The following is an 18069-nucleotide window of genomic DNA, read 5'->3' as shown; positions in this document are numbered from 1 at the left end:
AATTGTTTAACAATCTCACCAGCACCGCCTATAAAGAACCTGGAAGGCCCTTTGGGCCAATGCCTTCACCCTCTGTAAAAAGGCCAACACCATGATCGACCTTTCCACCTGGAACCTGAGCATTCCGGTCGGCTCCCCACCCACGACCATTGAAACGCCAAGGCTACTGAGCGGCTTCAACGATCAATACTTCCAGGCCAAAGACAGCGACGTGCAGTTCTGGACACCTGTGACGGGCTCGCGTACCGAAAACGCCATCTACCCACGCAGCGAACTGCGCGAAACCTACGCCGACGGCCGCCTGCGCAACTGGACCTACCCCGAAGCCGACAACTTCCTGCGCGCCACCCTCACGGTCAACCAGGTGCCCTCCTCCGGCAAGATCGTGATCGGCCAGATCCATGCCTACGACAGCCAGAAACCCTTGATCAAGCTGGAGTACCAATTCAAGGAGAAAACCCAGACCGGCAACATCGTCGCCAAGGTGCGCATGCGCCCGGACGAGGCCGAAAGCCGGGTGATCATCGTCGCCTCCAATGTGCCGCTGGAGAAGAGCTTCACCTATGTGATCAACCTCAACAAAGCCGGGTTGCTCAGCGTGTATGCCGCCGACAGCGAGTGGAATGAACGGATTGGCGCGGCCTGGGGCGACAAGCCGTTGTACTTCAAGGCGGGGGTGTACGTGCAGGACAATTCGGGCGACACCAATGAGGGCGCGCGGGTGACGTTTGCGAAGTTGGATATTGATCATGAGTGAAACGTCCCGCAACGCGCAGGATTTTTCCCGGATAAATCCCACACCTTAAACACCCCGCAGCCCCCTGTGGGAGCCGGGCTTGCCCGCGATGGCGGCGCATCAGTCACTCTCCTCGGCGCCTGACACACCGCCATCGCGGGCAAGCCCGGCTCCCACATTGACCGTGCATCGGCTCAAGGTCCGGTGCGGGTCCTACAGTGCCATTGCGACAAGCCAGATCGCCGCTTATAGTTCGCCCCGTCGCTGGCATTGATCGGCGATAGGGTTTCGCAGCCCTACAGAGTTAAAACCGCACCCGTCAAAAACAACCCCGGTACTCTTGCCGAAGGTCGTCTTTGTTATGGCGGCTGTGCGTGGGAGACCTTCGGGTCTGCCGGGTCTTAACTCCTCGGTCTGCGAACCCGCGTACAGCTGCCACCCAATTTGTTTCGCAGCAAACGGTGGTTATTCTTCTCTTGAGTTAAGGATTCACCATGACCCAGCAACTACCACCCCGTCGCTTCACCCCTTGCACCGAAACCGCCACCGACCACCCCGTGCTGTTGATCGACAGCAAAGCCCCACTGCTCGACCTCCACGCCTGCCTGCGCGAACGTCTCAACGCCGCTCTGGAACACCTAAACCTGATGGCCTGCTCCAGCCTGCCAGACTTCGCCGAGCGCGACCTGAACAACGTGGCCAACACCGCACGCATTCTGGTGCAGGACGTGAGTTATGTGTTTCGAGTCATTGAACACCGTGGATTCGATACACCCGTGGTCTTCTGATCCCAACAACAAAAAACCCGCATTCGTGCGGGTTTTTCATAGACCTCAGCGCAACGGTCTTACCACCGGCCTGCGCCTCATAGCCGGTGTTACCGAGTCGTGAAGCGCCATGGCACGGCCCGCGTCCCACTCCTTTTGCATCGTTGAAAAAAGCTCACTATCAATACGCGCCTGATGCGCACTCAGCGCCTGGGACATGGCTTGGGCGATGCGTTCAATAATGACGCCTGGGGCTGCGATACCACAGTGCTTGCGCCCGAACTCAATCAGCTGTTGACGATCAGGGTACGCCTTCACTTTGTTCATTTTGATGGCGAGGGTACGGTCAACCAATGCCTGGCCGGATTTGGGGTTGTAATGCTCATAGGCAGTGGTCGTTGTCACATCGAACACAGGTGCCAATTGCACCGTTTCGAGGGCTCCCGGATGGGTATAGAGCACACCGAAATTTTTCAAGTGGGCATCGCCATTGCGCACCATGACCGACAAGCAAACAGAGGAGAAAAAGCGCTCAAGTTCACGCAACACATCACCCTGCTGGCACACCTCGCGAATCACTGCCGCGAGCGTTTCGTAACTCTGGGAATACTTATAGTTGTCGTGGGGGTCTTTGTTCAGCCCCAATAGTACCGCCATATCTTCGAATCCTAACCTGCCCGAGGGGGTCAGATCGAAGCGCTCCATAACAAATAAATCACCGCTGTCGGACAGCCAGAAACGCGGCGTTTCCAACCCGGCAAGGCGAGCGGCTTCCAAACAGAGGAATTCGTTTTGCGCCAAGTGGGCATATTCATCTGCACCGGATTTTACAATCAGGTCAGAGCTGAGCATGGTTTTGCGGTTGCCCGTCAACTTGTCCAGATCAGGTACCAGTACTTTCGGCTGCACCCCTGAAATTCCGGACTCGAAGTAGGTGTCGACCAGAAAATCGAATACGCCTTGGGAGGTATCGGCAGACAGAATCTCCTGTAACCCGACCTGAGCCTTTACAGGCATGGACGCCTCTATCGGGTTTTCATAACTCAGCCGACCAATCTGGTTGCCTCCAATGACCGACAGCAAGCGCATTTCATCCACCTGCATATGCTTGGCCATGCGGCGCTTAATCTGATCAGCCAGGAAGCCCTCGGGAACATTCATATCGAAAATCGGATGCAGAACATTACTGACCGTCGGTGTCGGGTCATAAGGCATTACCAACGATACTTCACGAGGGGACTCAGCCGACGAGTAGGCGAAGGAAAATTGCGATCCTTTGGACAGTTCGCCGCTAATGCCTTGGGGAGTAGCGACGTTGAGCCGTTTGATCTTACTCATCGTGCTCTACCAGTTCGGCAAGCGATTTGAGATCAATACGCCGATCAACCACTTCCAGCGCCATGCCTAGCGCAGTAATCACCCTGAAGGCGGTGTACATCGCGACATTTTCCCCTGCCTCAAGGTCGATGATGGTCTTGCGACTGCACCGCGCTTTTTCCGCGAGTTGCTGCTGGCTGTAGTGCTTAGCTCGGCGTAGTTGCCTGAGCCGCTCGCCAAAAGCTGGAGGGGTCGTGATGAGCAAAATGTCACCTATATCGAACTTTTAAATAAATTAATCTGATTATGTCCATTATGACGGACATTTCAATCACCTTACGTCTGGATAAACAGGCACCCACAAAAAAGCCCGCATCGCTGCGGGCTTCTTCAGTTAAACGCTTGAGGTTCAATTCACCTTAGCGTTCAACTCACCTTTCAAATACCGCTGGTACATCGCTTCCAACGAGATCGGCTTGATCTTCGAAGCATTACCCGCAGTACCAAACGCTTCATACCGTGCGATACACACATCACGCATCGCCGTCACAGTGGCGCCGAAGAATTTACGCGGGTCGAACTCGCTCGGGTTGGTAGCCATCAGGCGACGCATCGCACCGGTGGAGGCCAGGCGCAGGTCGGTGTCGATGTTGACCTTGCGCACGCCGTACTTGATGCCTTCGACGATTTCTTCAACCGGTACGCCGTAGGTTTCTTTGATGTCGCCGCCGTACTGGTTGATGATCGCCAGCCACTCTTGCGGTACCGAGGAAGAACCGTGCATCACCAGGTGGGTGTTGGGGATGCGCTTGTGGATCTCCTTGATGCGGTCGATGGCCAGCACGTCGCCAGTAGGTGGCTTGGTGAACTTGTAGGCGCCATGGCTGGTGCCGATGGCGATGGCCAGGGCGTCGACCTGGGTTTTCTTGACGAAGTCGGCGGCTTCTTCCGGGTCGGTCAGCATCTGGCTGTGGTCCAGCACGCCTTCGGCGCCGATGCCGTCTTCTTCGCCGGCCATGCCGGTTTCCAGCGAACCCAGGCAGCCCAGCTCGCCTTCAACCGATACGCCGCAGGCGTGGGCCATGGCCACGGTTTGTTGGGTCACGCGTACGTTGTACTCGTAGTCGGTTGGGGTCTTGCCGTCTTCGCCGAGGGAGCCGTCCATCATTACCGAGCTGAAGCCCAGTTGAATCGAGCGCTGGCACACGTCAGGGCTGGTGCCGTGGTCCTGGTGCATGCACACCGGGATGTGTGGGAATTCTTCGATCGCGGCGAGGATCAGGTGACGCAGGAACGGGGCGCCGGCGTATTTGCGCGCACCGGCCGAAGCCTGGACGATCACTGGGGAGTCGGTCTTGTCAGCGGCTTCCATGATGGCGCGCATCTGCTCAAGGTTGTTGACGTTAAAGGCTGGGACGCCGTAGCCGAACTCGGCTGCGTGGTCCAGCATTTGACGCATGCTGATAAGTGCCATTGTGTTGTCTCTCCCGGTCGAGGGTCGTTAATCGTGCAAGCCTGCCGTAGCGGCGGCTGCTATTCAAGTTATTGCAGATCAAGGGGTTGAGCCTTGTGCTGCTGAATCGTTATTGCTGGTGTGGCCTAGCGCTAATGCCACTGTGAAGCAGGTCAATGTGGGAGCTGGCTTGCCTGCGATGGCGGCGAGCCAGTCGATATTGGCTTTGCTGACCCACCGCAATCGCAGGCAAGCCAGCTCCCACACTTTGATCTCATTGGACTTCAGATCGTATTCTCACTGGGCCTTACAGCCGCGCCCAATCAAATCATCCGTCGCCACCCAGTAAACCAGGCCTTCCTCACCCTTGGTGTGAAACGCCAACTGGCCGTCGCTGTACAGCACGCCGGAGGCGGCTACTTCTTGCTTGAGCCGGTAAACCTGGTCCGAACCGCCGAGGCGTACATCCACTTCGGAACGGGCCGGGTTGGCAAAGCGCCAGTTGACCTCGGCCTTGCTGTCGCAGGTCCAGGTGGTCCATTTGTCAGCCGGCTCTGCCTTGTCGAACAGGTTCATGCTGCTGCAGCCGGCCAACAGGGCCAAGGCTGCCAGGGCGAAAACGCCTTTCATTGCCAATCCTCGCAGGGAGGCCTATGGGCCGCCGTTGCTGTCGGTTAGTGGATCAGACCCGTCATGGGCAACCCTGTTCCTGACCGTTGGGCGCGGAGTCGTATTTCTCCAGCCGTTCGTTGCCGATGCGCTTGTTGATCACCGGCATGGTCTCGGCTTGCCAGTCAGCCTGGTAACAGCTTTTTCTCAACGGTGCCTTGGCATTATCCGCCTCGGGCGCCGCGCTGGGTGTGCTGCCGCAGCCGGCCAACAGGCCCGCTGCAATCACCAGTGCCAACGACTTGATCATGGGAACGCTCCTTTTCCTGATCACGCGAGCCTTAACCTTTGGCTCGGGTTTCCAGCACTTCCACGGCTGGCAACACTTTGCCCTCGACGAACTCGAGGAAAGCGCCACCACCGGTAGAAATGTAGGAGATCTGATCAGCCACACCATATTTATCGATGGCCGCCAAGGTATCGCCGCCGCCCGCAATGGAGAACGCCGAGCTTTCAGCGATCGCTTTAGCCAGTACTTTGGTGCCATTGCCGAATTGGTCGAACTCGAACACGCCCACCGGGCCATTCCACAGGATAGTCTGGGATGCCTTGAGCAGCTCGGCGAAGTTGGCCGCGGTTTGCGGGCCGATGTCCAGGATCATGTCGTCGTCGGCCACGTCAGCGATGAGCTTGACGGTAGCGGCGGCGCTTTCAGCGAATTCCTTGGCAACCACCACGTCCACCGGCAACGGCACGCTGACCTTGGCGGCAATGGCGCGGGCGGTGTCGAGCAGGTCTGGCTCGTACAGGGACTTGCCCACCGGGTGGCCAGCAGCAGCCAGGAAGGTGTTGGCAATGCCGCCGCCGACGATCAGTTGGTTGCAGATCTGGCTGAGGCTGTTGAGTACGTCCAGCTTGGTGGAGACCTTGGAGCCGGCCACGATAGCGGCCATTGGCTGGGCCGGAGCGCCCAGGGCCTTGCCCAGTGCATCCAGCTCGGCAGCCAACAACGGGCCCGCCGCGGCGACCTTGGCGAACTTGGCCACGCCGTGGGTCGAACCTTCGGCGCGGTGGGCGGTGCCGAACGCGTCCATCACAAATACGTCGCACAGGCCGGCGTATTGCTGGGCCAGTTCGTCGCTGTTCTTTTTCTCGCCCTTGTTGAAGCGCACGTTTTCGAACAGCACGATATCGCCGGCTTTCACGTCCACGCCGCCCAGGTAGTCTGCGACCAATGGCACGTCACGGCCCAGGGCCTTGCTCAGGTACTCAGCGACAGGCTTGAGGCTGTTTTCGGCAGAGAACTCACCTTCGATCGGGCGACCCAGGTGGGAGCAGACCATCACGGCCGCGCCTTTTTCCAGGGCCAGCTTGATGGTCGGCAGCGAGGCCAGGATTCGCGCATCGCTGGTGACAACACCGTCCTTGACGGGGACGTTGAGGTCTTCGCGAATCAGTACGCGCTTACCTTGCAGATCGAGGTCGGTCATCTTCAACACGGTCATGGGTCGCAGTTCCTGAATTACTGTTGAGGTTGTTTAGAAGCGATGTGCAGATAGTGTTCGGCAACATCCAGCATGCGGTTGGCAAAGCCCCATTCGTTGTCGAACCAGGCCAGGATGTTCACAAGCCTGGGGCCGGAAACGCGGGTCTGGCTGGCATCGACAATTGCCGAATGCGGGTCATGGTTGAAATCGCAACTGGCGTGGGGCAACTCGGTGTAGGCCAACAGGCCTTTGAGCGGGCCGCTGGTGGCGGCGTCGCGCAGGATCCGGTTAACCTCGGCCGCGTCAGTGTCGCTCACGGTTTGCATGGTGATATCCAGGCAAGACACGTTCACCGTCGGCACCCGTACGGCTTTGGCCTGGATTCGCCCGGCAAGTTCCGGCAGCAGTCGCTCGATGCCGCGCGCCAGGCCGGTGGACACCGGAATCACTGACTGGAACGCCGAACGGGTGCGACGCAGGTCTTCGTGGTGATAGGCGTCGATCACCGGCTGGTCGTTCATCGCCGAGTGAATCGTGGTGATCGACACGTAGTCCAGGCCGATCGCCTGATCCAGCAGGCGCAACAACGGCACGCTGCAGTTGGTGGTACACGACGCGTTGGACACCAGCAGCTCATCGCCGGTCAGGCAATCCTGGTTGATGCCGTAGACGATGGTGGCGTCGACATCCGCCTCGCTGGCCATCGGCTGGGAAAACAGCACACGCGGTGCGCCGGCGTCGAGGAAACGCTGGCCATCGGCACGGGTGTGATAGACACCGGAGCATTCCAGCACCAGGTCGACGCCCAGTGCTTTCCAGTCGATGCCTTCGGGGGTGGCACTGCGCAACACTTGCACGCAGTTGCCATTGATATGCAGACAATCGCCTTCAACCCGCACTTCGCCCGGGAAGCGGCCGTGGGTGGAGTCAAAGCGTGTCAGGTATTCGATGCTGGCCATGTCGGCCAAATCATTGATCGCGACAATTTCAAACCCGGCCGCCGCCCCTCGCTCGAACAGAGCACGCAAGACGCAACGACCAATGCGGCCGTAGCCGTTGAGTGCAACTTTGTAGGGACGCGGTTGAGGCATGGGGTTCTCGATCAAGGTTAGTTCGGTGTCGAACGTACTGACGCTATCGCGGGCAAGCCCGCTCCCACAGTGGACCGCGATCCAAATGTGGGAGCGGGCTTGCCCGCGATAGCGTCAGTACAGACAACGCAGACTGACTTAGTCTTCCAGCAACTCTTCAGCCTGACCCAGGATGTTTTCCAGGGTGAAACCGAACTCTTCGAACAAGGCTGGCGCCGGCGCCGACTCACCGTAGGTGGTCATGCCGATCACGCGGCCTTCCAGGCCCACGTACTTGTACCAGTAGTCAGCGTGAGCCGCTTCGATGGCGATACGCGCACTGACCTGCAACGGCAATACCGATTGCTTGTAGCCGGCGTCCTGGGCTTCGAACACGCTGGTGCAGGGCATGGACACAACACGCACGTTGCGGCCTTGGGCGGTCAGCTTGTCGTACGCCTGAACGGTCAGGCCCACTTCGGAACCGGTGGAGATCAGGATCAGCTCCGGCTCGCCGATGCAGTCCTTGAGCACATAACCGCCACGGCTGATGTCGGCGATCTGCGCGTCGGTACGCACCTGGTGTTGCAGGTTCTGACGCGAGAAGATCAGCGCCGAAGGGCCGTCCTTGCGCTCGATGGCGTGCTTCCAGGCCACGGCGGATTCCACCGCGTCGGCTGGGCGCCAGCAATCCAGGTTCGGCGTGGTGCGCAGGCTGGTCAGTTGCTCGACCGGCTGGTGCGTCGGGCCGTCTTCACCCAGGCCGATGGAGTCGTGGGTGTAGACATGGATCACGCGCTTCTTCATCAGCGCGGCCATACGTACAGCGTTACGTGCGTATTCCATGAACATCAGGAAGGTCGCGCCGTAAGGCACCAACCCGCCGTGCAGGGACACGCCGTTCATGATGGCGCTCATGCCGAACTCGCGCACGCCGTAGTACATGTAGTTGCCGCTGGCGTCTTCGGCCGAGACACCTTTGCAACCTTTCCACAGGGTCAGGTTGGAACCGGCCAGGTCAGCCGAACCGCCGAGGAACTCAGGCAGCAACGGGCCAAAGGCGTTCAGGGTGTTCTGGCTGGCTTTACGGCTGGCGATGGTCTCGCCCTTGGCCGCGACTTCAGCGATGTAGGCCGAGGCTTTTTCCGAGAAGTCGGCAGGCAGGTCACCGGCCAGGCGGCGCACCAGTTCGTTGGCCAATTCCGGGAATTCGGCGGAGTAGGCCGAGAAACGCTGGTCCCACTCGGCTTCGGCGGCCAGGCCTTTTTCCTTGGCATCCCATTCGGCATAGATGTCGGCCGGGATTTCAAACGGGCCGTGGTTCCACTTCAGCGCTTCGCGGGTCAGGGCGATTTCCGCGTCACCCAGTGGGGCGCCGTGGCAGTCTTCTTTACCTTGCTTGTTCGGCGAGCCGAAACCGATGGTGGTCTTGCAGCAGATCAGGGTTGGCTGCGCGCTCTTGCGAGCGGTGTCGATGGCGGTCTTGATCTCTTCCGGATCGTGGCCGTCGACGTTGCGGATCACCTGCCAGTTGTAGGCTTCGAAACGCTTTGGCGTGTCGTCGGTGAACCAGCCTTCGACTTCGCCGTCGATGGAGATGCCGTTGTCATCGTAGAAGGCAATCAGCTTGCCCAGGCCCAGGGTGCCGGCCAGGGACGCAACTTCGTGGGAAATGCCTTCCATCATGCAGCCATCACCCAGGAATACGTAGGTGTGGTGGTCAACGATGTCGTGGCCAGGGCGGTTGAACTGCGCGCCCAATACTTTTTCCGCCAGGGCGAAACCAACCGCATTGGCCAGGCCTTGGCCCAGGGGACCGGTGGTGGTCTCAACGCCTGGGGTGTAGCCGAATTCCGGGTGGCCCGGGGTGCGGCTGTGCAGCTGACGGAAGCTCTTGAGGTCGTCGATGGTGACGTCGTAGCCGGTCAGGTGCAGCAGCGAATAAATCAGCATCGAGCCATGACCGTTGGACAGCACGAAGCGGTCACGGTCGGCGAACGACGGGTTGCTCGGGTTGTGTTTCAGGTAGTCACGCCAAAGTACCTCGGCGATATCCGCCATGCCCATCGGGGCACCGGGATGGCCGCTGTTGGCTTTTTGCACGGCATCCATGCTGAGGGCACGAATGGCGTTGGCACGCTCACGACGGCTGGGCATCGCTGATCTCCTGGAGTTTGCTTATAAAGAAACGGAAAAAAGGACCGGCATTTTCCCTCAGCCACCGCCTGCGGGCAATGACAGATAGTCACTTGTGGGCGTTTTTCCTGTGCTTTGGGCACCAATCCCTTGCAGAAACCTTTAACCGGTTCGTCTAAAGGTTATAGCGATGGCTTATAACCGCCACTTATCGATCAATATCAAAACTTTTTGATATTGGCCTTGCGGGGATCTACACCCGTCACTAGACTGCTGGCCTTATGAACCTACCCGTGCCCTCCCTGCGTCCTGACGACGGCGATGAACTGGCTGCCTTGTGCAAGGCCGCTGGCGATCCGTTGCGCTTGAACGTATTGCGCGCACTGGCCAACGATTCTTTCGGGGTACTGGAGCTGGCGCAGATCTTCGCCATCGGCCAGTCCGGCATGAGCCACCATTTGAAGGTGCTGGCCCAGGCCGACCTGGTGGCCACCCGTCGCGAAGGCAATGCGATTTTCTACCGACGCGCCCTGCCCCATACCGAACTGCTTGGCGGCAAATTGCACGCTGCCCTGCTCGACGAAGTGGACAACTTGTGCCTGCCCGGTGATGTGCAGTCGCGCATCGGCCAGGTGCACGGGCAACGCGCCGCCGCCAGCCAGGATTTTTTCTCACGGGTGGCCGACAAGTTTCGCGCCCAACAGGACCTGATCGCCGGCCTGGCTCAGTACCGCGAAAGCGTACTGGCGTTGTTGGACAAGCTGAGCTTCAGTGAAGAGGCCACGGCCTTGGAAGTCGGCCCTGGCGACGGCGGTTTCCTGCCCGAACTGGCGCGCCGCTTCGAGCAGGTCACGGCGCTGGATAACAGCCCGGCAATGCTTGAACTGGCACGCCAACTCTGTGAGCGCGAAGCCCTGGGCAATGTGCGCCTGCAGTTGGCCGACGCCCTGAGTGACACCGGCCTGCGGGCCGATTGCGTGGTGCTGAACATGGTCTTGCACCATTTCGCTGCACCGGCAGAAGCCCTCAAGCAAATGGCCGGGTTGCTGCACCCCGGCGGTAGCCTGCTGGTTACGGATTTATGCAGCCACAACCAGAATTGGGCCAAGGAGGCCTGCGGTGATCTCTGGCTGGGTTTTGAACAGGACGATCTGGCCCGTTGGGCCACCGCTGCGGGACTCGTTCCCGGGGAAAGCCTCTATGTAGGTTTACGTAATGGTTTCCAGATTCAGGTCCGCCATTTTCAGCGACCGGCTGGCGACACTCACCATCGGTAAATATCAGGAAAACATCGAGATGAGCGAATACTCCCTTTTCACCTCCGAGTCCGTGTCTGAAGGGCATCCGGACAAAATCGCCGACCAGATTTCTGACGCGGTGCTGGACGCTATCATCGCTGAAGACAAGTTCGCCCGTGTGGCGTGCGAGACGCTGGTGAAAACGGGCGTGGCGATCATCGCCGGCGAAGTCACCACCACTGCCTGGGTTGACCTTGAGCAGATCGTGCGTGACGTGATCACCGACATTGGCTACAACAGCTCCGACGTTGGCTTTGACGGCGCGACCTGCGGCGTGATGAACATCATCGGCAAGCAATCCCCGGACATCAACCAGGGTGTTGACCGAGCCAAGCCAGAAGACCAGGGCGCGGGCGATCAGGGCCTGATGTTCGGCTACGCCAGCAACGAAACCGACGTGCTGATGCCCGCGCCGATCACCTTTTCGCACCAGTTGGTACAACGCCAGGCCGAGGCGCGCAAATCCGGCGTACTGCCATGGCTGCGCCCGGACGCCAAGTCCCAGGTGACCTGCCGCTACGAAGGCGGCAAAGTGGTGGGCATCGACGCCGTCGTACTGTCGACCCAGCACAACCCCGACGTGTCCTACGCCGACCTGCGTGAAGGCGTGATGGAGCTGATCGTCAAGCACGTGCTGCCTGCCGAACTGCTGACCAAGGACACCCAGTTCCACATCAACCCGACTGGCCAGTTCATCATCGGTGGCCCGGTGGGCGACTGCGGCCTGACCGGCCGCAAGATCATCGTCGACAGCTACGGCGGCATGGCCCGTCACGGTGGTGGCGCGTTCTCCGGCAAGGACCCGTCCAAGGTTGACCGCTCTGCCGCTTACGCCGGTCGTTATGTGGCCAAGAACATCGTCGCTGCCGGCCTGGCCGAGCGCTGCGAAATCCAGGTTTCCTACGCCATTGGCGTGGCCCAGCCTACGTCGATCTCGCTGAATACCTTCGGCACCGGCAAGATCAGCGATGACAAGATCGTCAAGCTGGTGCGCGAGATCTTCGACCTGCGCCCTTACGCGATCACCACCATGCTCGACCTGCTGCACCCGATGTATCAGGAAACCGCAGCCTACGGCCACTTCGGCCGTACCCCTGCGCAGAAGACTGTGGGCGATGACACCTTCAGCACCTTCACCTGGGAAAAAACCGACCGCGCCAACGACCTGCGTACCGCCGCCGGCCTGTAATCGTTCGCGGTAAATAAAGCCCCGCCAGGCCTGCCTGGCGGGGCTTTTTGTTGTCTGCAGGGCCACTTCGGGCTTTTTTGGATCCAAGGCTTGCAGGCCAAATGATGGCCCACTAGAATCCGCGCCCTCTCGGGCCCTTCACCTTACTGGATATTGCACTGCGCCCGCCCGGGATGGATAAGCGCGCAGGCAATCGAACATTGAGGTTTTCATGCGCATTTCCACACTCGCCCCTGCCGCCCTTCTGCTCAGCCTGTTCACCCTGCCAGCCCAGGCCGCTGACCTGAACGCACTGAGCGGCGCCCTGAGTGCCCAGCTCGGTGGCGGCAATGCCGGCGATTGCCAGCAGCAACCCAAAGACCTGCAAGCCAAGATCGACGCGGCCAATGCCAAGAACGATCTGTTAAAAGTGCGTGCGTATGAGGCTGCGCTGGAGCAGGTCAACAAAGCTTGCAACAAACTCGCCGACAGCCAGGCAAAAGTCGACGCCAAGCAGCAAAAGCAGCAGGCCAAGGCTGAAAACAACGACGCTGTGAAGGCCTTGGGCGGCCTGTTCAAGTAAACAGAAATACCCGGTAAAAAGCCCCGCTCGGTCGGGGCTTTTTTGTGGGCGCGTGGATCACTTAGGCTGGGCACCCTTTTCGAGCAAGGATGCTCATGATGCGCGTATTACTGGCTGTTCTCCTAAGCGCCCTGCCGGCCTGGGCCTGGGCCGAAGCCTGCCCCGATGACGTTCACTCACAGTTGGAAACCTTGTCCAGGCAAATCCAGCAGTGGGACGACAGCTACCATCGACAGGGCCAATCGCTGATCAGCGACGAGCTCTACGACCAGGCCCGCACACGCCTGGCGCATTGGCAGGAATGCGCCCGCCAGCAGACACCCAAGGCTGATAACCCACTGGCCAGGGCGCGCGGCACCTTACGTCACCCGGTCGCGCACACGGGTTTACAGAAGCTGCCGAGCGAGCCGGCCGTCAGTGACTGGCTCAGCACTCGACAGGATGTCTGGGTCCAACCCAAGGTCGATGGCGTCGCGGTGACATTGGTGTATCGCCAGGGCCGCTTGCACCAGCTCATCAGTCGGGGCGACGGCCTGCTGGGTCACGACTGGTCAGCCTCCGCCGCCAAGATCCCCGGCATTGTCCAACAGCTGCCCGACGCCGTTGATGTTGTGCTGCAAGGCGAACTCTATTGGCGCCTCAACCACCATGTGCAATCGCTCAAGGGCGGGCTCAATGCGCGCAGCAAAGTGGCCGGCCTGATGAACCGTCGCCAGTTGAACGATGCCGAGGCTGCCGGGATCGGCCTGTTCGTCTGGGCATGGCCCGACGGCCCGGCGGACTTCACCGAACGCCTGGCCACCCTGGCGCGCTGGGGGTTCACCGACAGTCAACAGTACAGCCAGCCCGTCGGCACCATCAGCGAAGCCGCGCATTGGCGTACCCATTGGTACAACGCGCCATTGCCCTTCGCCAGCGATGGCGTGGTGCTGCACCAGGCTGCGCGAGCACCCGCCGAGCGCTGGCAAGCCAGTGCGCCTTACTGGTCGGTTGCCTGGAAGTACCCGGCCATCAAGGCACTGGCCCTGGTGCGCAACGTTCAGTTCAGGGTGGGGCGCACCGGGCGCATTACCCCAATCCTCGAACTGGAGCCCGTACGGCTGGATGATCGGCAGATCAGCCGGGTCAGCGCCAGCTCGCTCAAGCGCTGGCAAGCCCTGGATATTCGCCCTGGCGATCATGTGTCGATCAGCCTGGCGGGCCAGGTGATACCGCGGCTGGACGAGGTGATCCTGCGCAACAAGACACGCGTGGACGTGCAGGTACCCGACCCTCAAGACTTCCACGCCTTGAGCTGCTGGCAACTGGACCCCGGTTGCGAAGATCAACTGCTCGCCCGCCTCACTTGGCTGAGCGGCAAACACGGCCTGGCCTTGCCCCATATGGGCCGTGAAACCTGGAACGTATTGATCCAGGCAGGTCTAATCGCAGGCTTTCTCGATTGGTTAACCCTGGATGCGGCCGAGCTTGCTACCATTGAGGGCTTAGGCGAGCGTACCCGCGCACGGGTGCTCGACAGTATTCAAAGCGCCCGGCAACGCCCTTTTTTACAATGGCTCTGCGCCTTGGGCATACCGCCAGCGGCGCGCAACAACCTGGAAGGCAACTGGCAGACGCTGGTCGCCAAAGACACCCAAGCCTGGCTGGCCTCAGATGGCATCGGCCCGGGACGCGCAGCGCAACTCAGCGCTTTTTTTCGCGACCCGCAGGTACAAGCCATGGCTGAAACATTACGCGCAGCCGGGGTAGATGGGTTTTGAACACCACCCGGCCACCTGATTGCGAACTTGGAGCTTTATATGAAATTTCTCGCCCCCTTTGCCTTGCTGACCCTCGCAGGCTTCATGAGCACGCCACTGTTGGCCGCCGAAGACGCGCAACCGCTCACAGGCTGCGCCGCCAAACGCCAGGCCATCAGCAGCCAGATCGAACAGGCCAAGGCCCACGGCAACAGCTACCAACAGGCCGGCCTGGAAAAAGCCCTGGCCGAAGTCACCGCCAACTGCACCGATGCCAGCTTGAAGAAAGAACGTGAAAACAAAGTGCTCGACGCCAAGCATGACGTCAGCCGCCGTCAGGCCGACCTCGACAAGGCCATGAAAAAAGGTGACCCGGACAAGATCAACAAGCGCAAGGAGAAGCTGGCCGAAGCGCGCAAAGAGCTGCAAGACGCGGTGGAAGAACTCGACCAGTAAAACCGATCAATGATCGCGGAACTGTTTATGGCAAGCGCTGCAGGCATCTTCAACTTTTTGCACCGCAGGCTGAAGGTTGCTGGCTTTATAAGGCTGCACCTGGCTGGCGATCACCAATTCACCGGTGGCCGCCTCAAGGTCACGAGCCAGTTGCTGGAACTGCGCCTGTTTTTGCCACACATCATCCTTGGCACTGGTGTGGTCTTCTTCGCGCACGCTCGGGAAATGTTTCCACGGCTCATGGGACAACGCATCCAGCTTGACCGCACCCTCGGCGAACTTGGCGCCATCGAATGGGATACGCCCGCGCAGCATGCCGCCCAGGTCTTCACCGGTCTTGAGCATCTGCTTGAAGATCGCCTTGCGCTGGCCCAAGGGAGAATTGGGGTCAACACCGCCACAGGCAGACACCGCCAGGCAGGCCAGCAATACAACAGTCAATTTTTTTAACATCATCATGGCTTCAAGGTCACGGGAAACGGCGGCCAGTATCCTCGCACCGCCTACAAAGACCAATAGCCCTATTAATAATAAGGGTTGCCCGGATGCAGTGAAGCACGGGCAATCGTTTCAGGAACTACCTACATGAATGTCACCTTCAAACCCTGGGGCCGGCGCCTGGCGTGGGCTCTGCCGATGTTCGCGCTACTGGCCGGCTGCGATGGCGGTAAAGACACCGGCAAAGAAGTTGCCCAGGAGCCAACCAAACCTCACGCCGTTGCCACCTATGTGAGCGCACCGTGGGAAGCCCTGCCGAGCGTTTCCGACAGCGACTTGCTCGCCGGGTTTGAATCCTGGCGCAGCGCCTGCCAGCGCCTCAAGGCCGACCCGATCTGGGGCGCGACCTGCGCGGCCGCGGCCAGCGTACCGGGCGATGCCGTGGCAGTTCGCGGCTTTCTTAAGGAACACCTGGATGTCTTCGGCCTGCGCTCGGCCGACAACACGCCAAACGGGTTGATCACGGGCTATTACGAGCCCGTCTACCCCGGCAGCCTGACCAAGACCGCCACCGCCCACGTGCCGGTATACGGCGTGCCGGATGACCTGATCATCGTCAACCTCGAGAGCATCTACCCGGAACTCAAGGGCAAGCGCCTGCGCGGGCGCCTGGAAGGCCGCGTACTCAAGCCGTATGACGATGCCAGCACTCTCAACAGCCAAGGTTCCACTGCCAAGCCGATCGCCTGGCTGACCGACCCGATGGACCTGCAATTCCTGCAGATCCAGGGCTCGGGGCGTATCCAACTGGCCGGCGGGCGCCAACTGCGTGTGGGTTACGGCGACCAGAACGGCTACCCGTACCGCCCTATCGGCCGTTGGCTGGTGGAACAAGGCGAGCTGAAAAAAGAAGACGTGACCATGGGCGCCATCAGCGCCTGGGCCAAGGCCCACCCGCAGCGCATTCCAGAACTGCTGGCGAGCAACCCCAGCTACGTATTCTTCAGTGCCCGCCCCGACAGCAACGAAGGCCCGCGCGGCTCGCTGAACGTGCCATTGACCGCCGGCTACAGTGTGGCGGTGGATCGCAAGGTGATTCCGCTGGGAAGCCTGTTGTGGTTGTCGACCACCAAACCAGACGGCACGCCACTGGCACGCCCGGTCGCAGCCCAGGATACGGGCGGCGCGATTACTGGCGAAGTGCGCGCAGATTTGTTCTGGGGCACAGGCAATGCCGCAGGCGAATTGGCGGGGAATATGAAACAGCAAGGGCAAATCTGGATGCTGTGGCCCAAAGGTGCGGCATTGCCCCAGGTGCCGGATGCGCCTGCCGGCACCTGACAACCGCTAATAATCAATGTGGGAGGGACTTGCCCTAATTCCATGTAGGAGCGAGCTTGCTCGCGAAAAACGCACAGGCGCCACGCTTACTCAGCAAGCACGCGTTATCGTTGACGTTCTTCGCGAGCAAGCTCGCTCCTACAGTCGGGTTTGCCGCCCCCCACTTACATCGAAACGAAGAAGAAACTCGCAATCAACGCCATACCCACGGCCCACACCAGCGACCGCAAGATCGCCCAGTCCGCCAGATAGCAGATGATGTACAGCAGGCGGCTGGTGATAAACAGCACTGCCAGCACATTGATCGTCACCAGGTCGGCGTTGCCGGCCAGGTGCGCAACGATCACTGCGGCGGCAAACGCAGGGGTCACTTCGAAACTGTTGAGCTGCGCGCTATGCGCACGCTTGGCGACGCCTTCCAGGCTATCGAGGAAGGCACGCGGGTCGTGGTTATCCCGTGGCCCGAACTTGCCTGTACTGAACTTGGCCACACCGGTGCAAATGTACGGCAGAAAAATTGCGATCAACACACACCATAAAGCGACTGTCATCACCGATTCCTTTTAGTTTTATCCGACGGTTAGAGTTTCATCACCAACATGCCAATCAACACCAACCCACAGGCTATGAGCCGTGGACGGCCAAAAGGTTCTTTCAAGTAACGCATGCCGAACAGCACCACCAGGATCACACTGACTTCCCGCAGCGCAGCGGCTTCGGCAATCGAGCCCAACTGCATGGCCCAAAGTACCAAAGCGTAGCTCAACAATACGCACAGCCCCACGCTCAAGCCCAACCGCCACTGGTTGCGCCAGAACAGGTTGAAAGCTGCACGCTTGCGCAACAGCGCCAGCAACGGAAACGGCCAGGCACTGACCAGCGTCAGCCACACCAGATAATCCAGCGGGTGCGACCAGCGCCGCAGCGCCTGCCCATCCAGAAAGGTGTAACAGCCAATGCACAGGCCGATCAGCAACACCACCGGCAGCATCGACCAGGGCAACCGGTCACCGCCGCCGCCCTGCCACAACAGGCATACCATGCCGAACGGGATCAGCAGGATCCCCAGAATCTGCTGGGTGCTCAGCACTTCGCCAGCAAACACCAGGGTCAGCACCAGCACCACCAGCGGCGACAAACCGCGCATCAACGGATACACCAGGCCCAGGTCCCCCACCCGATAGGCCTGGATCAACAAATAGCGATAGAGCAACTCAAACAGCGCCGAGGCCGCGATCCACGGCCAGATGTCCAACGGCGGCAAGGACACGAACCCCACCGCCACTATCACGAACAGCAGCGCCACGCTGTCCATGCAGGCGATGACCAAAAGGCGCTCGCCACTGAACTTGATCAAGGTGTTCCACGTCGCATGCAACAGCGCCGCTACCAGCACCAGGGCTGTCGCTACCACCCGAACCTCCTTAATTGATACGTCATGTAACAGCACCTGTTTATACTAAACCCCGAT

The 18069-nt window shown here is 60.0% G+C and carries 19 protein-coding genes; 8 read left to right on the top strand and 11 right to left on the bottom strand.

The genetic code is table 11. The features are described from left to right. Positions 1-91: 91 nt before the first annotated feature. Positions 92-757, top strand: a complete 666-nt coding sequence (locus V8689_RS02390) for a polysaccharide lyase family 7 protein (RefSeq protein ID WP_056782955.1) — start codon at positions 92-94, stop codon at positions 755-757. A 473-nt stretch (positions 758-1230) separates the two neighbouring features. Further along, entirely contained in the window at positions 1231-1524 is a 294-nt protein-coding gene (locus tag V8689_RS02385; RefSeq protein ID WP_056782957.1) for a hypothetical protein, read from the top strand. Between the two features lie 45 nt (positions 1525-1569). On the opposite strand, the gene V8689_RS02380 is transcribed toward V8689_RS02385, so the two are convergent. The 8 genes from V8689_RS02380 to tkt form a co-directional block, all read right to left on the bottom strand. Beyond that, on the bottom strand, positions 1570-2841 hold the full coding sequence (locus V8689_RS02380) for a type II toxin-antitoxin system HipA family toxin (protein ID WP_056782959.1): 1272 nt from the start codon (positions 2839-2841) through the stop codon (positions 1570-1572). Continuing rightward, complete coding sequence (locus V8689_RS02375) at positions 2834-3085, bottom strand: helix-turn-helix transcriptional regulator (RefSeq protein WP_056782961.1); 252 nt, start codon at positions 3083-3085, stop codon at positions 2834-2836. Before V8689_RS02375 ends, V8689_RS02380 begins: the two co-directional genes overlap by 8 nt. 144 nt (positions 3086-3229) lie before the next feature. Next, positions 3230-4294, bottom strand: coding sequence for a class II fructose-bisphosphate aldolase (gene fba, locus V8689_RS02370; protein ID WP_003177554.1), 1065 nt, complete (start codon positions 4292-4294; stop codon positions 3230-3232). 276 nt (positions 4295-4570) lie between these two features. Further along, the gene (locus tag V8689_RS02365; RefSeq protein WP_034133963.1) at positions 4571-4903 is read right to left on the bottom strand and encodes an MliC family protein; all 333 of its coding nucleotides are present in this window, start codon (positions 4901-4903) and stop codon (positions 4571-4573) included. Between the two features lie 61 nt (positions 4904-4964). Further along, the gene (locus V8689_RS02360) at positions 4965-5192 is read right to left on the bottom strand and encodes a hypothetical protein (RefSeq protein WP_003194953.1); all 228 of its coding nucleotides are present in this window, start codon (positions 5190-5192) and stop codon (positions 4965-4967) included. Positions 5193-5223: 31 nt separating this feature from the next. Next, on the bottom strand, positions 5224-6387 hold the full coding sequence (locus V8689_RS02355) for a phosphoglycerate kinase (protein WP_056782965.1): 1164 nt from the start codon (positions 6385-6387) through the stop codon (positions 5224-5226). Positions 6388-6404: 17 nt separating this feature from the next. After that, positions 6405-7460, bottom strand: a complete 1056-nt coding sequence (gene epd / locus V8689_RS02350) for an erythrose-4-phosphate dehydrogenase (RefSeq protein ID WP_003194958.1) — start codon at positions 7458-7460, stop codon at positions 6405-6407. A 138-nt stretch (positions 7461-7598) separates the two neighbouring features. Then, a complete protein-coding gene (tkt, locus tag V8689_RS02345) occupies positions 7599-9596 on the bottom strand; it encodes a transketolase (protein WP_034133964.1) in 1998 nt (665 codons plus the stop codon). Positions 9597-9856: 260 nt separating this feature from the next. On the opposite strand from tkt, the gene V8689_RS02340 reads away from it, so the two are divergent. From V8689_RS02340 to V8689_RS02320, 5 genes are all read left to right on the top strand, one after another. Then, positions 9857-10852 (top strand): ArsR/SmtB family transcription factor, encoded by a 996-nt coding sequence (locus V8689_RS02340; RefSeq protein ID WP_003194962.1) that lies wholly within the window; start codon positions 9857-9859, stop codon positions 10850-10852. 19 nt (positions 10853-10871) lie between these two features. Beyond that, positions 10872-12062, top strand: coding sequence for a methionine adenosyltransferase (metK, locus tag V8689_RS02335; RefSeq protein WP_003194964.1), 1191 nt, complete (start codon positions 10872-10874; stop codon positions 12060-12062). 211 nt (positions 12063-12273) lie between these two features. After that, positions 12274-12624, top strand: a complete 351-nt coding sequence (locus V8689_RS02330; protein ID WP_032894904.1) for a DUF1090 family protein — start codon at positions 12274-12276, stop codon at positions 12622-12624. A 95-nt stretch (positions 12625-12719) separates the two neighbouring features. Continuing rightward, positions 12720-14384: an NAD-dependent DNA ligase LigB gene (gene ligB / locus V8689_RS02325; RefSeq protein ID WP_056782967.1), complete on the top strand. Its 1665-nt coding sequence runs from the start codon at positions 12720-12722 to the stop codon at positions 14382-14384. A gap of 39 nt (positions 14385-14423) precedes the next feature. Next, positions 14424-14819 carry a DUF1090 domain-containing protein gene (locus V8689_RS02320; protein WP_056782969.1) on the top strand — a complete coding sequence of 132 codons (396 nt, stop codon included), beginning with the start codon at positions 14424-14426 and terminating at the stop codon, positions 14817-14819. A 6-nt stretch (positions 14820-14825) separates the two neighbouring features. Here the strand turns inward: V8689_RS02320 and V8689_RS02315 are convergent, their stop codons facing one another. Beyond that, a complete protein-coding gene (locus V8689_RS02315; protein ID WP_003194972.1) occupies positions 14826-15275 on the bottom strand; it encodes a c-type cytochrome in 450 nt (149 codons plus the stop codon). 129 nt (positions 15276-15404) lie between these two features. Here V8689_RS02315 and mltA point away from each other — a divergent pair, with 129 nt between their 5' ends. Continuing rightward, the gene (gene mltA, locus V8689_RS02310; protein WP_056782971.1) at positions 15405-16598 is read left to right on the top strand and encodes a murein transglycosylase A; all 1194 of its coding nucleotides are present in this window, start codon (positions 15405-15407) and stop codon (positions 16596-16598) included. A 164-nt stretch (positions 16599-16762) separates the two neighbouring features. Here the strand turns inward: mltA and V8689_RS02305 are convergent, their stop codons facing one another. Together V8689_RS02305 and V8689_RS02300 are read right to left on the bottom strand one after the other, a co-directional pair. Then, complete coding sequence (locus V8689_RS02305; RefSeq protein ID WP_003194977.1) at positions 16763-17149, bottom strand: MAPEG family protein; 387 nt, start codon at positions 17147-17149, stop codon at positions 16763-16765. 29 nt (positions 17150-17178) lie between these two features. After that, positions 17179-18012: an EamA family transporter gene (locus V8689_RS02300; RefSeq protein ID WP_056782972.1), complete on the bottom strand. Its 834-nt coding sequence runs from the start codon at positions 18010-18012 to the stop codon at positions 17179-17181. Positions 18013-18069 lie beyond the last annotated feature (57 nt).

The organism is Pseudomonas sp. AK181 (assembly GCF_051122975.1).
GTDB lineage: Bacteria > Pseudomonadota > Gammaproteobacteria > Pseudomonadales > Pseudomonadaceae > Aquipseudomonas > Aquipseudomonas lactis.
Note: the sequence above shows the minus strand (reverse complement) of the source record. Positions and strands in the feature narration are given on the sequence as shown.

Bases quoted from the DNA above. Each gene is read 5' to 3' on its own strand.
- V8689_RS02390 (WP_056782955.1), top strand. From the start codon at position 92: ATGATCGACCTTTCCACCTGGAACCTGAGCATTCCGGTCGGCTCCCCA.
- V8689_RS02385 (WP_056782957.1), top strand. From the start codon at position 1,231: ATGACCCAGCAACTACCACCCCGTCGCTTCACCCCTTGCACCGAAACC.
- V8689_RS02380 (WP_056782959.1), bottom strand. From the start codon at position 2,841: ATGAGTAAGATCAAACGGCTCAACGTCGCTACTCCCCAAGGCATTAGC.
- fba (WP_003177554.1), bottom strand. From the start codon at position 4,294: ATGGCACTTATCAGCATGCGTCAAATGCTGGACCACGCAGCCGAGTTC.
- V8689_RS02365 (WP_034133963.1), bottom strand. From the start codon at position 4,903: ATGAAAGGCGTTTTCGCCCTGGCAGCCTTGGCCCTGTTGGCCGGCTGC.
- V8689_RS02360 (WP_003194953.1), bottom strand. From the start codon at position 5,192: ATGATCAAGTCGTTGGCACTGGTGATTGCAGCGGGCCTGTTGGCCGGC.
- V8689_RS02355 (WP_056782965.1), bottom strand. From the start codon at position 6,387: ATGACCGTGTTGAAGATGACCGACCTCGATCTGCAAGGTAAGCGCGTA.
- epd (WP_003194958.1), bottom strand. From the start codon at position 7,460: ATGCCTCAACCGCGTCCCTACAAAGTTGCACTCAACGGCTACGGCCGC.
- tkt (WP_034133964.1), bottom strand. From the start codon at position 9,596: ATGCCCAGCCGTCGTGAGCGTGCCAACGCCATTCGTGCCCTCAGCATG.
- V8689_RS02340 (WP_003194962.1), top strand. From the start codon at position 9,857: ATGAACCTACCCGTGCCCTCCCTGCGTCCTGACGACGGCGATGAACTG.
- metK (WP_003194964.1), top strand. From the start codon at position 10,872: ATGAGCGAATACTCCCTTTTCACCTCCGAGTCCGTGTCTGAAGGGCAT.
- V8689_RS02330 (WP_032894904.1), top strand. From the start codon at position 12,274: ATGCGCATTTCCACACTCGCCCCTGCCGCCCTTCTGCTCAGCCTGTTC.
- ligB (WP_056782967.1), top strand. From the start codon at position 12,720: ATGATGCGCGTATTACTGGCTGTTCTCCTAAGCGCCCTGCCGGCCTGG.
- V8689_RS02320 (WP_056782969.1), top strand. From the start codon at position 14,424: ATGAAATTTCTCGCCCCCTTTGCCTTGCTGACCCTCGCAGGCTTCATG.
- V8689_RS02315 (WP_003194972.1), bottom strand. From the start codon at position 15,275: ATGATGTTAAAAAAATTGACTGTTGTATTGCTGGCCTGCCTGGCGGTG.
- mltA (WP_056782971.1), top strand. From the start codon at position 15,405: ATGAATGTCACCTTCAAACCCTGGGGCCGGCGCCTGGCGTGGGCTCTG.
- V8689_RS02305 (WP_003194977.1), bottom strand. From the start codon at position 17,149: ATGACAGTCGCTTTATGGTGTGTGTTGATCGCAATTTTTCTGCCGTAC.